The sequence below is a fragment of the Nocardia sp. NPDC058176 genome, from assembly GCF_042883805.1.
GTDB lineage: Bacteria > Actinomycetota > Actinomycetes > Mycobacteriales > Mycobacteriaceae > Nocardia.
Genome location: NZ_JBHVVA010000001.1, coordinates 436070 through 448870 on the forward strand (window position 1 = coordinate 436070; position 12801 = coordinate 448870).

General features: G+C 70.6%; 11 protein-coding genes and 1 pseudogene. 8 read left to right on the top strand and 4 right to left on the bottom strand.

Annotated elements, in window-relative coordinates:
- Nucleotides 1–13: 13 nt before the first annotated feature.
- From alaS to ACFVVM_RS02060, 6 genes are all read left to right on the top strand, one after another.
- On the top strand, nt 14–2680 hold the full coding sequence (alaS, locus tag ACFVVM_RS02035; protein WP_387612094.1) for an alanine--tRNA ligase: 2667 nt from the start codon (nt 14–16) through the stop codon (nt 2678–2680).
- Entirely contained in the window at nt 2680–3237 is a 558-nt protein-coding gene (ruvX, locus tag ACFVVM_RS02040) for a Holliday junction resolvase RuvX (RefSeq protein WP_387612095.1), read from the top strand. Before alaS ends, ruvX begins: the two co-directional genes overlap by 1 nt.
- Nucleotides 3234–4814: an endolytic transglycosylase MltG gene (locus tag ACFVVM_RS02045; protein ID WP_387612097.1), complete on the top strand. Its 1581-nt coding sequence runs from the start codon at nt 3234–3236 to the stop codon at nt 4812–4814. Before ruvX ends, ACFVVM_RS02045 begins: the two co-directional genes overlap by 4 nt.
- Nucleotides 4807–5613 carry a shikimate dehydrogenase gene (locus ACFVVM_RS02050; protein WP_387612099.1) on the top strand — a complete coding sequence of 269 codons (807 nt, stop codon included), beginning with the start codon at nt 4807–4809 and terminating at the stop codon, nt 5611–5613. The genes ACFVVM_RS02045 and ACFVVM_RS02050 overlap by 8 nt, the downstream gene beginning before the upstream one ends.
- A 66-nt stretch (nt 5614–5679) precedes the next feature.
- Nucleotides 5680–5922 carry a hypothetical protein gene (locus ACFVVM_RS02055; protein ID WP_387612101.1) on the top strand — a complete coding sequence of 81 codons (243 nt, stop codon included), beginning with the start codon at nt 5680–5682 and terminating at the stop codon, nt 5920–5922.
- A 94-nt stretch (nt 5923–6016) separates the two neighbouring features.
- Nucleotides 6017–6466: a B-4DMT family transporter gene (locus ACFVVM_RS02060; RefSeq protein WP_387612103.1), complete on the top strand. Its 450-nt coding sequence runs from the start codon at nt 6017–6019 to the stop codon at nt 6464–6466.
- Nucleotides 6467–6598: 132 nt separating this feature from the next.
- Here the strand turns inward: ACFVVM_RS02060 and aroB are convergent, their stop codons facing one another.
- The 4 genes and pseudogenes from aroB to ACFVVM_RS02080 all read right to left on the bottom strand — a co-directional run bounded on the left by aroB (nt 6599) and on the right by ACFVVM_RS02080 (nt 10906).
- The gene (aroB, locus tag ACFVVM_RS02065) at nt 6599–7717 is read right to left on the bottom strand and encodes a 3-dehydroquinate synthase (RefSeq protein WP_387612104.1); all 1119 of its coding nucleotides are present in this window, start codon (nt 7715–7717) and stop codon (nt 6599–6601) included.
- Nucleotides 7718–8433: 716 nt separating this feature from the next.
- Nucleotides 8434–8937 (bottom strand): annotated as a pseudogene (locus tag ACFVVM_RS02070) (shikimate kinase); the annotation flags it as partial.
- Nucleotides 8938–9041: 104 nt separating this feature from the next.
- The gene (aroC, locus tag ACFVVM_RS02075; protein WP_387616709.1) at nt 9042–10250 is read right to left on the bottom strand and encodes a chorismate synthase; all 1209 of its coding nucleotides are present in this window, start codon (nt 10248–10250) and stop codon (nt 9042–9044) included.
- A gap of 188 nt (nt 10251–10438) precedes the next feature.
- Entirely contained in the window at nt 10439–10906 is a 468-nt protein-coding gene (locus tag ACFVVM_RS02080; protein WP_387612106.1) for a prepilin peptidase, read from the bottom strand.
- Between the two features lie 161 nt (nt 10907–11067).
- Between ACFVVM_RS02080 and ACFVVM_RS02085 the strand changes: the two genes are divergently transcribed.
- Both ACFVVM_RS02085 and efp read left to right on the top strand, forming a co-directional pair.
- Complete coding sequence (locus ACFVVM_RS02085; RefSeq protein WP_387612107.1) at nt 11068–12189, top strand: M24 family metallopeptidase; 1122 nt, start codon at nt 11068–11070, stop codon at nt 12187–12189.
- A gap of 47 nt (nt 12190–12236) precedes the next feature.
- Nucleotides 12237–12800 (top strand): elongation factor P, encoded by a 564-nt coding sequence (efp, locus tag ACFVVM_RS02090; protein WP_387612109.1) that lies wholly within the window; start codon nt 12237–12239, stop codon nt 12798–12800.
- The last annotated feature ends 1 nt before the right edge of the window (nt 12801 follow it).

Sequence of the window (12801 nt, forward strand, 5' to 3'; positions counted from 1 at the left end):
AGGCTGGTCAGCTGTGCAGACCCACGAGATTAGACGGCGTTTCCTGGACCATTTCGTCCGTGCCGGACATACCGAGGTACCCAGTGCCTCGCTGATCCTGGCCGACCCCAACCTGCTGTTCGTCAACGCAGGCATGGTCCAGTTCAAGCCCTATTTCCTGGGTCAGGAGGCGCCGCCGTACGCGCGCGCCACGAGCGTGCAGAAGTGCGTGCGCACCGGTGACATCGACGAGGTCGGCGTCACCACCCGCCACAACACGTTCTTCCAGATGGCGGGCAACTTCTCCTTCGGCGATTACTTCAAGGAAGGCGCGATCACCTTTGCCTGGGAGCTGATCTCCAAGCCGCAGGAAGAGGGCGGCTTCGGCTTCGACCCCGAGCGCATCTGGGTGACCGCCTACGAGTCCGACCCCGAGGCCGCCGAGATCTGGCATCGCGTGGCCGGGATCCCGAAGGAACGCATCCAGTTCCGCGACGGCAAGGACAACTACTGGGACATGGGCGTGCCCGGTCCCGGTGGCCCCTGTTCGGAGATCTACTACGACCGCGGCCCCGCCTACGGCAAGGAAGGCGGCCCGGTCGCCGACGAGGATCGCTACCTCGAGATCTGGAACCTCGTCTTCATGCAGGACATCCGCGGCGACGAGAGCCCCAAGCTGGGCTTCCCGCCGATCGGCTCGCTGCCGCGCAAGAACATCGACACCGGCATGGGCGTCGAGCGTGTGGCCATGCTGCTCCAAGGCGTGGAGAACGTCTACGAGACCGACCTGCTGCGTCCGATCATCGACAAGGCCGAGCAGCTCACCGGCCGCGCCTACGGCGTCGAGCACGCCGACGACGTGCGCTTCCGCGTGATCGCCGACCACGTGCGCAGTTCGGCCATGCTCATCGCCGACGGCGTGAACCCCGGCAACGACGGCCGCGGCTACGTCCTGCGCCGCCTGCTGCGCCGCATCGTGCGCTCGGCCCGTCTGCTCGGTGCCGAGAAGCCGGTGATGGCCGAGCTGATGAAGGTCGTCTCCGAGCTGATGGCCCCGTCCTACCCTGAGCTGGCCACCGACTTCGCCCGCATCGAGACCGTCGCGGTCGGCGAGGAGACCGCCTTCCTCAAGACCCTCAACACCGGTGAGACCCTCTTCGACAACGCCGCCACCGCGGTGAAGTCCAAGGGCGGCAAGCAGATCGCGGGCTCGGACGCCTTCGCCCTGCACGACACCTACGGCTTCCCGATCGACCTCACCCTCGAAATGGCCGCCGAGGCGGGCCTTTCGGTGGACGAGGACGGTTTCCGCTCGCTCATGGCCGAGCAGCGCAAGCGCGCCAAGGACGACGCCCAGGCCCGCAAGCACGCCCACGCCGACCTGACCGTCTACAAGGAACTGGTCGACCGCGGTGCCACCGAGTTCACCGGTTTCGACGAGCTCACCTCCGAGGCGCACGTGCTGGCCCTGATCGCCGACGGCGTCCGGGTGCCCGTCGCGCAGGCCGGTTCCGATGTCGAGGTCATCCTCGATCGCAGCCCGCTCTACGCCGAGTCCGGCGGCCAGATCGCCGACCGCGGCACCATCACTGCCTCGGGGCTGAAGCTGCGCGTCAACGACGTGCAGAAGATCGCCAAGAAGGTGTGGGTGCACAAGGCCACCGTGGAGCAGGGCCAGATCACCGAGGGCGATGTGGTGCTCGCCCAGGCCGATCCGGCCTGGCGTCGCGGCGCCACCCAGGGACACTCCGGCACGCACATGGTGCACGCCGCGCTGCGCCAGATCCTCGGCCCCAACGCCGTGCAGGCCGGTTCGCTGAACAAGCCGGGCTACCTGCGTTTCGACTTCAACTGGCAGGGCGCGCTGAGCGAGGCCCAGAAGGCCGACATCGAGGCCGTCTCCAACGACGCCGTCGGCTCGGACTTCCCGGTGAACACCTTCGTCACCGATCTGCCCAAGGCCAAGGAAATGGGCGCGATGGCGCTGTTCGGCGAGAACTACGGCGACGAGGTGCGCGTCGTGGAGATCGGCGGACCGTTCTCGATGGAGCTGTGCGGCGGTACGCACGTCGAGCACTCCTCGCAGATCGGCCCGATCACCCTGCTGGGCGAGTCCTCGATCGGTTCGGGTGTGCGGCGCGTCGAGGCCTTCGTCGGCCTGGACTCCTACAAGTACCTGGCCAAGGAGCGCGCGCTGCTGGCCGGTGTCGCGTCCTCGCTGAAGGTGCCCTCCGACGAGGTGCCCGCGCGCGTGGAGCAGCTCGTGGAGCGGCTCAAGGTGGCCGAGAAGGAACTCGAGCGCACCAAGATCGCCGCGGTGCTGTCCTCGGCGGGCACGTTCGTCGACCAGGCCGAGCGGGTCGGCTCGGTGCTGCTGGTCGCCGCCGCCGCGCCCGAGGGCGTCAACGCGGGCGATCTGCGCACCCTGGCCACCGACATCCGGGGCCGCTTCGGCAGTGAGCCCGCCGTGGTCGTGCTGCTCGGCAATGCCGACGGCAAGGCGCCGTTCGTGGTGACCGTGAACAAGGCCGCCCAGGATCTCGGCTTCAAGGCCGGTGATCTGGTGGCCGGTTTCGGTCCGAGCATCGCCGGTCGCGGTGGCGGCAAACCGGAGATGGCCCAGGGCTCCGGCTCGGATCCGTCGGGTATCCCGGCCGGTCTGGCCGCGGTCCGTGCCCAGGTGGCCGAACTCGCCGCCTGATGCCGGAGACCGCTGGACCACCTGAGCAGGACCCGGCCGACCGGCCGGATCCGGCGACCGACCCGGGCCGGGGACGCCGGATCGCGATCGATGTCGGCAGTGTCCGGATCGGGGTCGCCTCCAGCGATCCCGACGGGATCCTCGCCACCCCCGTGGAGACGGTCGCGCGCGCCAAGTCCGGTGCGCGCGCGGCCGGTCCACCCGCCGACATCGCCAGAATTGCCGATATTGTGCTGGAATACGAGGCGGTGGAGGTTATCGTCGGTCTGCCACGCACCTTGCGCGGTGAGAACGGCAGCGCGGCCGGTATCGCCAGGAAGTTTGCCCGGCAGTTGCGCCGGGTGATCGACCCGATTCCGGTGCGCCTTTCCGACGAACGTTTGACTACGGTGTCTGCTGCACGTGCGCTGCGCGACAGCGGAGTTCGCGCACGTGGCCAGCGGCAGGTGATCGATCAGGCGGCAGCCGTGTCGATTCTGCAAGGATGGTTGGACGAGCGGAGTTCGGTGTTGAAGCACGCAGCAGACGCGGCGAGTGTGGTCGGAGATGATGCATGACCGACCGATGGGCAAGGGCCGAGGAACGCTACCGGGCGCGGGAAGCTGATCGGCGCTACCCCCGGCGCGACGACTGGGGCCTCGATGCCCGCACGGCGCACGGCGACGAACAGCAGGCGGGCGAGCCCGTCGACTGGGACGACGACGATTACGGCACCGACGTCATCCCGCGCTACGACGAGGAGGCCGACGCCTTCGTCGAGGAGCCCGAACCCGAGCAGGCACCGGCCGCGCCGCCGCGTCGAGTCGGACAGCGCGGCGCCGCCGGTCGTCCGGCGGGCGAACGTGGCGGTCGCGGCAAGGCGGCCGCCGGTGACCGTGGTGGCCGCGCCAAGGCGGCGGCGGGTGAGCGTGGCGGTCGCGGCAAGGCGGGCTCGTCAGGGCGTGGCAAACGGTCGCGGATCGCCTCACGCAAGGCAGCCGAGCGCAAACGGCGCCGTCGCAATCTGTGGGTCGTCGCCGGAGTGTTCGTGCTGCTGGTCGTCTCGGCTTCCGGATTCGCCGGCTACAAGCTGATGGGCCGGCTGACCCCGGCCGAGGACTTCGCCGGTCCGCCCGGGGCGCTCGTCGTGGTCGCGGTCCATCCGGGCGACACCGCCTCGCAGATCGCCACGGAGATGAAGGACAAGGGCGTGGTCGCCAGTTCGGCGGCGTTCTACGAAGCGGCCGTGCGGAATTCGTCGATGAACAGCGTGCAGCCCGGCTTCTACGCCGTCGGGGTGAACAGCCCGGCCGCCGATGCCGTCGCCAAGCTGGTCGGCGGGAAGTCGCGGGTCGGGAACGTGACCGTGTCCGAGGGCCGCTTGCTGCACGACAAGCATGACGTGGGCACCGGTGGGCGATACGAGGGCATCTACCGCAAGATCGCGCAGGCCAGCTGCTTCGGCGAGGAGCAGAAGTGCGTGACCTACGAGGAACTCGACGCCGCGGGCGCGAGCCCGGACCTGGCCGCGCTCGGCGTCCCCGAATGGGCGATGCAGGGCGTGCGCGACTCCCCGGACCGGAACCGGCAGCTGGAGGGCCTGATCGCGGCGGGGACCTGGGATTTCGATCCCAGCGGCACGCCGGAGCAGATCCTGCGGCAGCTGATCACCGCCAGTGTGGCGCGCTACGAGTCGACCGGACTGCTGCAATCGGGTGCCACCACGGGCCTGGCGCCGTACGAGACGCTGGTCGCCGCCTCCCTGGTGGAGCGTGAGGCCAAACCCCAGGACATGAGCAAAGTGGCCAGGGTGATCGCGAACCGCCTGAAGGTCGAACAGATGCTGCAGTTCGACTCGACGGTGAACTACACCCTGGACACCACCGAGGTGGCGACCACCAATGCCGACCGCGCCCGGGTCACCGCCTGGAACACCTACGCGATGTACGGCCTGCCCGTGACGCCGATCGCCGCGCCGTCCCTGCAGGCGCTGCAGGCCATGGAGAACCCGGAACCCGGCGAGTGGCTGTACTTCGTCACCGTCGACAACGACGGCACCACCCTGTTCACCGAGAACTACCAGGAGCACCTGCGACTGGTCGCGCAGGCGCAGCGCAGCGGCATCCTCGACAGCTCCCGGCCCTACGGTGGCTGAGGCGCGCAGGGCGGCGGTACTCGGCAAGCCGATCGCGCACTCCCGCTCGCCACAGCTGCACCTGGCCGCCTACCGCGCGCTCGGGTTGGACTGGAGCTATGAGCGCGTCGAGTGCTCGGCCGAACAGCTGCCCGGGCTGGTCGACGGGCTCGGCCCCGAATGGGTGGGACTGTCGGTGACCATGCCCGGCAAGGAAGCCGCGCTGGCCCACGCGGACGCGCGCACCGACCGGGCCGTGCTGGTCGGCTCCGCCAACACCCTGGTGCGCACCGAGGCGGGTTGGCTGGCCGACTGCACCGATGTCGACGGTGTGCTCGGCGCGCTGCGCGGTGGCGGTGTCGACCGGGTGGGCGAGGGCGTGGTCCTCGGCGCGGGTGGCACCGCACGACCCGCCCTGCTCGCCCTGTCGGAACTGGGCGCGGAGTCGGTCACCGTGGTCGCGCGGGATGCCGGACGGGCGCGTGACGCGCTCGAGCTCGCCGAGCGGTTGGGCATGGCCGTGTCGACGATCGGGTTCGACGCCCAGGTACTCGCCGCCGTCTGCGCGCGCGCGGGAGCGGTGGTCAGCACCGTGCCCGCCGAGGCCGCAGCCGTGGTCGCGGGCCCGGTGTCAGCGGCTCCGGTGGTCCTCGACGCCATCTACAACCCGTGGCCGACACCGCTGGCCCAGGCGGTCGAGGCGGCCGGGCACACGGTGGTCAGTGGGCTGCAGATGCTGTTGAACCAGGCGTATGGGCAGGTCGAGCTGTTCACCGGGCAGCCCGCGCCGCGCGCGGCGATGGCGGCCGCGCTCGACTGATCCCTTCCGTGGCGGTGCTCGCCGTATTACCCTGTTGCCCAACGCAACCTAGGGGAGGGGTGGCTCGTGTTCGGTCGAATCGGGTTCGTCGTGTTGTCGGTCGCCGCGTCGGCGATCGTCGTGGGTGGATCGGCGGCGGCGCAGAATGGCTGCGCCTCGGCGCAGCCGACGTGGGGGTTCCGCTGCGTACCGTCGGCGTCGAACGTCACGCTGGCCAGCTGTCTGAAGGACGCGCCGCTGTGGAGCGATCGGGCGCAATGCGTGCCGCGCGACGACGGCAGCGGTAGGTACGACCTCTGGGTGCCGTGACGCGCCCGGCTCCGCGTCGGCGACTCGGCCGCGGTGCCCGGCCGATCCGCAGAATTGATACCGGTTCTAGTTTTGCCGGGTTAAGGTGTTGGCCATGAGCGCTTGGGTGTTACGAGCCGTCGGTCTCGGCGCGTTGGTCGTCGTGCTGCGGGTTCTGCTCGGTCTGCTGATGGGGTCGTTGCCGACCTACGGCACGCTGTGGCGGGCCGCCTGCCTCCTCGTGATCGTCGCCGTCGCGGTCACCTGGGGCATCCGCGATGCCCGCTCGACCTCCGGCACCGACCTCACGGTCCGCTGGCTCGCCGCGGGTATCGCCGCCGGCCTCGGCAGCGGGGCGGTGTGCCTGATCCTCGATTACGTCCCCGGGATCGAACTCGGCGGCAGCGGCGTGCTCTTCGAGCTGACCTCCGCGGCCTCGTTCATCATGCTGCTGATCTTCCTGCCCGCACTCGCCGGCGTGGGCTACGGACACGCACGCGCCGGACGGCCCGCGAAGGCCGCCCCGGCGCCCGTGAGCGAACCGGAGTTCGCTCCGGCGCAGTAACCCGCCGCGGCGATGGTCGCAGCGGCCGGCGGACCGAAGAAGTCAGCGCGCCCGGCCACACCGCACCGGGCCGACCGATCGGCGCCGACGTACGAGTGCCGACGCCGACCTCACCGTCGACGGCCGCCCTGCTCAGAGCAGGATCGCGCCGCCGCTCTGCGTCTGCTCGCGGGCGATCGCCGAGTAGGCGGCCGCCAGCAGGCTGGGGTCGGGTCCCTCGAGGCGGCCCGGCTTGGCGAGGCCGTCGAGGATCACGAACCGCAGCACACCGGAGCGGGTCTTCTTGTCGGTCTGCATGGCATCCATCAGCTGCGGCAGCGCGTCGGCGTCGTAGCTGACCGGCAGGCCGACGCTCTCCAGGATGCTGCGGTGCCGGTCGGCGGTGGCATCGTCGAGCCGCCCGGCCAGACGGCCCAGTTCGGCGGCGAACATCAGGCCGACCGAGACCGCCGCACCGTGGCGCCAGCGGTACCGCTCGCGCCGCTCCACCGCATGTCCGAGGGTGTGCCCGTAGTTCAGGATCTCGCGCAGGTTCGATTCCTTGAGATCGGCGGCCACCACATCGGCCTTGACCTGGATGGCGCGCCGGATCAGTTCGGGCAGCACCTCGCCGGTGGGGTCGAGCGCGGCCTCGGGATCGCGCTCGATGAGGTCGAGGATCACCGGATCGGCGATGAAGCCCGCCTTGATGATCTCGGCCATGCCCGCGACGATCTCGTTGCGCGGCACCGTCTCCAGCGTCACCAGGTCGACCAGCACGGCGCTGGGCTCGTGGAAACTGCCGACGAGGTTCTTGCCCGCCTCGGTGTTGATGCCGGTCTTGCCGCCGACCGCCGCGTCGACCATCGCCAGCAGCGTGGTCGGCACGTGCACGATGCGCACCCCGCGCATCCAGGTGGCGGCCACGAAGCCGGCCAGGTCGGTGGCCGCGCCACCGCCGAGGCTCACCACGGCGTCGTTGCGGGTCAGCCCGATCCGCCCGAGCACCTCCCAGCAGAACCCGGCCACGGCCAGATCCTTGCCGTCCTCGGCATCGGGGATCTCGATCCGATGCGCGTCGACACCGGTGTCGGCCAAGGCCTTTCGTACCGCCTCTGCGGTCTCGGCCAGCGGCGGCTGATGGAAGATCGCCACGGTCCGCACGGCATTGCCCGCGGTGACCGCCTCGACGAGATCACCGAGCAGCCCGCGGCCGATGATCACCGGGTACGGATCTGCGGTGCGGACCTGAATGGTGGTCGGCTCTGTCACGTGCGCTGCTCCGATTCTTTCTGGTCGTTGGTCTTGCGTCGGCCGCTGCGGCGGCGCGGCCTGCCGCGACGCGCTCGATCGCCCTGGGTGGCGGAGCGGTCGGTGTCGGGTTGATTCGAACCGGGGCGGTTGCCGCCGCCCGGTTGCGACGTGCCCGCGCTGTTGCCTGCGGTGGGCTCCGAGGCGCCGGTTCGGTTGCTGCCGCTGGGGCCCGAGGCGCCGGTTCGGTTGCTCCCCGGACGATCTGGGGTGTCGGTGCCGGGGGCGCGTTCGCTGCCGGTCGCTCGACCACCTGTCCGGCCGTCGGTGTCCCGGTTCGCCGCCGCGGTCGAGCGGATGCGTGCGCCGCCGCGGCGGGATCGGGTCCGGCGGGATCGGCGGGCGCCTGTCGATCGAGATCCGCTGGTCTCACCCTGCGCCGGGCCGGTGGTCTTGGCGCTCGATGTGGTGTCGCCGCCGGGCGCGGTCTCGTCGCCGCCGGATCGTGGTGCGGCCGAACGGGTTCGATCGCCACCGGGCTGACGTTCGGTCGCGGGCGCCCCCGTCTGTTCGGTGTTCGCACGCCGGGCGGCCGCGGCGCGCGCCCTGGCACGCCGACGGGCCCTCGACCGATTGCTGCCGATGCCCGGCCTGCTCGTCGCCGAACCCGCCGCACCGGAACCGCCTGCGCCGCCGCCCCGTTCGGCCTCCAGATCGGTGCGCACCGACTCCAGGCCGAGCTTGGCCAGGATCATCCGCACCACCCGGCCCGGGCTGCGCCCATCGGTGCGTACCCGCACCGTGGCGACCTCGCGGTAGAGCGGACGCCGGATGCGCATGAGTTCGCGGTACTTGGCGCCGGGGTCGGTGCCGTTGAGCAGCGGTCGGCCGGTGCTCGATCCGGTGCGCCGAAGGCCTTCGGCCACACTGATTTCCAGGTAGACGACGACCGCGTCGCGCAAGACCTCCCTGGTCTGCGCGGACAGCACCGAACCGCCGCCGAGCGAGACGACACCCTCGTGTTCGAGGACAGCGCGTCGCACGACGTCTTCCTCGAGCCGCCGGAACTCCGGCTCGCCGTCGGTGGCGAAGATGTCGGGGATGGTGCGACCGGTCTCGGCCTCGATCCCGGCATCGGTGTCGTACAGCTCGACCCCGAGTTCCCTGGCCAGCTTGCGCCCGATCGTCGACTTCCCCGACCCCGGCGGTCCCACCAGGACCGCTCGTGCTCGGGGCGCGATCCGCGCGTCACCGTCGGCGCCGGTGCCCTCCGCACCGGATTCGACGGTCGTCGATGAGGGGCCCGCGTCGGTGTCCTCCGCGGCCCCCTCCTGCCCCTGCCCGGTCACGGCGTACGGCTGTCCGCGGGCACGTGCGGGCGGCTGCCGATCCGCTTGACGTAACTGGTGATGTTGTCGACGGTCTCGGCCAGCGAATCGCCGCCGAACTTCTCCAGGGCGGCCTGGGCCACCACGAGCGCCACCATCGACTCCGCGACCACGGCGGCCGCGGGTACCGCGCACACATCGGAGCGCTGGTGGATGGCGACGGCTTCCTCGCCACTGGACATGTCGACCGTCGCCAGCGCGCGCGGCACGGTCGAGATCGGCTTCATCGCCGCGCGCACGCGCAGCGCCTCACCGTTGGTCATGCCGCCTTCGAGGCCGCCCGCGCGGTTGGTCGAGCGCAGCACACCGTCGGGACCGGGACGCATCTCGTCGTGCGCGAGGCTGCCGCGGCGGCGCGCGGTCTCGAATCCGTCGCCCACCTCGACACCCTTGATGGCCTGGATGCCCATCAGGGCCGCGGCCAGACGCGAATCGAGCCGCTGCTCGCCGCTGGTGAACGAACCGAGCCCGATGGGCAGGCCGTCCACGACCACCTCGACGACGCCGCCGAGGGTGTCGCCGTCCTTCTTGGCCGCCTCGATCTCGGCGATCATCGCCGCCTCGGCCTCGGCGTCGAACGCGCGAACCGGGCTGGCGTCGATAGCGTCGAGATCGCCCCCACCCGGCGTGACACCGGTGGTGTTGGCCGCGGTGCCGATCGAGATCACGTGCGAGATCACCTCGACGCCGAAGGCCTGGCGCAGGAAGTTCCTGGCGACGGTACCGGCGGCGACGCGGGCCGCGGTCTCGCGGGCACTGGCCCGCTCCAGCACGGGGCGGGCATCGTCGAAGCCGTACTTGAGCATGCCCGAGTAGTCGGCGTGACCGGGGCGCGGACGGGTCAGCGGCGCGTTGCGCGCCATTCCGGCCAGCGCGGCCTCGTCGACCGGGTCGGCCGACATCACCTCGGTCCACTTGGGCCACTCGGAGTTGGCGACCTCGATGGCGACCGGACCACCCATGGTGCGGCCGTGGCGAACCCCGCCGACCAGGGTGACCTTGTCGGCCTCGAACTTCATCCGGGCGCCGCGCCCGTAACCGAGCCGACGGCGCGCGAGCTGTGCGGAGACATCGTCCGATGTCACCTCGACTCCGGCGACCATCCCTTCCAGGAGGGCGACGAGAGCGGGACCATGGGATTCTCCGGCGGTTATCCAGCGCAACACGCCGACCATCTTCCCATGTCGACGCGCGAAGTCGGGCACGTGGTCCGACGTGACGAGCGGCACGTCGGCACCACGCCGGGCCGCGCGATGGCGGCCACCGCCCCGATCCGGCCACGTCGAGCCGGTCGGTGCCGACCCCGCGACCCCGGCGACGAGCAGGTGATCGGCCCGGCGCGTCGTGGCGCCGGTCATGCCAGCGCCATCGCGGTCACCGTGGCCAGGCACATGGCCGGACCGTGCGGAACGAGGCGTCGAGCCGGTCGTGCCCGGCGCACGGTACGGCCGAGCGCCGCCCACAGGTGGTGCCGGGCGAGCAGCAGGATCGCGGCGGCCGCGGTGAGCAGTGGTGCGGCGATCGCGGCCCACGTCCAGGCGGGCGGCCCGGCCAGTGCCGCGGCGGCGCCGAGCCCGACCGCCAGCTTCACGTCACCGGCGCCGAGCGCGGCGGGGGCGACCAGGTGGGCGACCAGGTAGGGCATCGTCAGCAGGGCGGCGCCGATCACCGCCGTGCCCAGCTGCCCTGTGGACACGGCATAGAGGAATACGGCGGCGGCGCCGACACCGGTCAGGGCATTGGGCAGTCGACGGGCATGGATGTCGATGACGCCGAGCAGTAGGCACCAGGCGATGAGCAGGCAGAACGCGGCAGTGGTCATGGCATCGATCGTGCTGGGCCGCGATCGTCGAAACGAGGCCACGGCCGCGATTGTGGACAACTTCGCGACATGTGGACAACGTCGTGTCCAGTCGCGGTCGTCGTGGGAAAACTCCCGCGTTCGGTGCCGACGTGTCGCGCGTCGAGCGGTAGCGTTGACCCATGTGTGCTGATTACCCGGGTCCCGACCACGCCGCGCGCCGTGGTGCCCTCCGGAGCCTGCTGGTGGAGAACGGCGTCGACGCGCTGTTGGTGACCGATCTGGTCAACATCCGCTACCTGACCGGATTCACCGGATCCAATGCCGTCCTGCTGGTGCACTCGTGGGACATGCGCGGCGCCGAGGACCGCACCGTCATCGGGACCGACGGCCGCTATTCGGCCCAGGTGGCCGCGCAGGTGCCCGATCTGCGGGCCGAGATCTCCCGGGCCACCGCGCGCCGCATCCTCGAGCTGGCCGGGGAATGGCAGCTGGGCCGGGTCGGCTTCGAGAGCCACGTGGTGACCGTCGCCGAACACAAGGCGTTCCAAGAGCTGCGCACCGGGCTGCAACTGGTTGCCGTCCCCGGGCTGGTCGAACAGCTGCGCATGGTCAAGGACCGCTACGAGGTCGAACAGCTGCGCGCCGCCTGCGCGGCCGCCGACGCCGGTCTGGCGACGCTGCTCGAGCGCGGTCTGCTGCGGCCCGGCCGCACCGAACGTCAGGTCGCCCGCGACCTCGAATGGGCGATGTTCGAACACGGCGCCGAGGCCATCTCGTTCGAGACGATCGTCGCCGCGGGCCAGAACTCCGCGGTCCCGCATCACCGCCCGACCGGTGCCGTGCTCGCCACCGGCGATTTCGTGAAGCTGGACTTCGGCGCGGTCGTCGACGGCTACCACTCCGACATGACCCGCACCCTGCTGCTCGGCGAGCCCGCGGCCTGGCAGCGCGAGATCTACGAACTGGTCGCCCGCTCACAGCAGGCGGGCCGGGACGCGCTGAAACCGGGGGCGGGGACCGCCGAGGTGGACGCCGCCGCCCGGGTGGTCATCGAGGACGCGGGCTACGGCCCGCAGTTCGTGCACGGGCTCGGACACGGGGTCGGGCTGCAGATCCACGAAGCGCCCGGAGTCGCGAAAACGAGTACCGGTACACTTCTTGCTGGCGTGGCGGTGACCGTCGAACCTGGTGTGTACCTTCCCGGCCGCGGCGGGGTCCGGATCGAGGACACGCTCGTGGTGCGCGAAGGGGGCCCGGAACTGCTCACCCACACCAGCAAGGACCTGACCGTCGTCGCGTGACGGCGGCGCCCCAGACCGCAGTAAACGAACTAGGAGATCCGAGAACAGTGGCGGACACCAGCGACTTCAAGAACGGCCTTGTGCTGAAGATCGACGGTCAGCTCCAGCAGATCGTCGAATTCCAGCACGTGAAGCCGGGCAAAGGCCCCGCGTTCGTGCGGACCAAGCTGAAGAACGTCGTGTCCGGCAAGGTTGTCGACAAGACCTTCAACGCGGGTGTCAAGGTCGAGACCGCGACCGTCGACCGTCGCGACATGACCTACCTGTACCACGACGGCACCGACTACATCTTCATGGACGGTGACACCTACGACCAGATCTCCATCGCGGAGGCCACCATCGGTGACGGTGCGCGTTTCCTGCTGGAGAACATGGGCGTGCAGGTGGCCGTGCACGAGGACGCGCCGCTGTTCGTCGAGCTCCCCGTCACCATCGAGCTGGTCGTGCAGCACACCGACATCGGCCTGCAGGGTGACCGCTCCACCGGCGGCACCAAGCCCGCCACCCTGGAAACCGGCGCCGAGGTGCAGGTCCCGCTGTTCATCAACACCGGTGACAAGCTGAAGATCGACTCGCGCGACGGCAACTACCTCGGCCGCGTAAACGGCTGAT

What these genes read in the sequence shown, in the direction of transcription:
- ACFVVM_RS02080 (WP_387612106.1), bottom strand. Translation starts at nt 10,906, where the DNA reads ATGACCACTGCCGCGTTCTGCCTGCTCATCGCCTGGTGCCTACTGCTC.
- ACFVVM_RS02045 (WP_387612097.1), top strand. Translation starts at nt 3,234, where the DNA reads ATGACCGACCGATGGGCAAGGGCCGAGGAACGCTACCGGGCGCGGGAA.
- ruvX (WP_387612095.1), top strand. Translation starts at nt 2,680, where the DNA reads ATGCCGGAGACCGCTGGACCACCTGAGCAGGACCCGGCCGACCGGCCG.
- ACFVVM_RS02085 (WP_387612107.1), top strand. Translation starts at nt 11,068, where the DNA reads ATGTGTGCTGATTACCCGGGTCCCGACCACGCCGCGCGCCGTGGTGCC.
- ACFVVM_RS02060 (WP_387612103.1), top strand. Translation starts at nt 6,017, where the DNA reads ATGAGCGCTTGGGTGTTACGAGCCGTCGGTCTCGGCGCGTTGGTCGTC.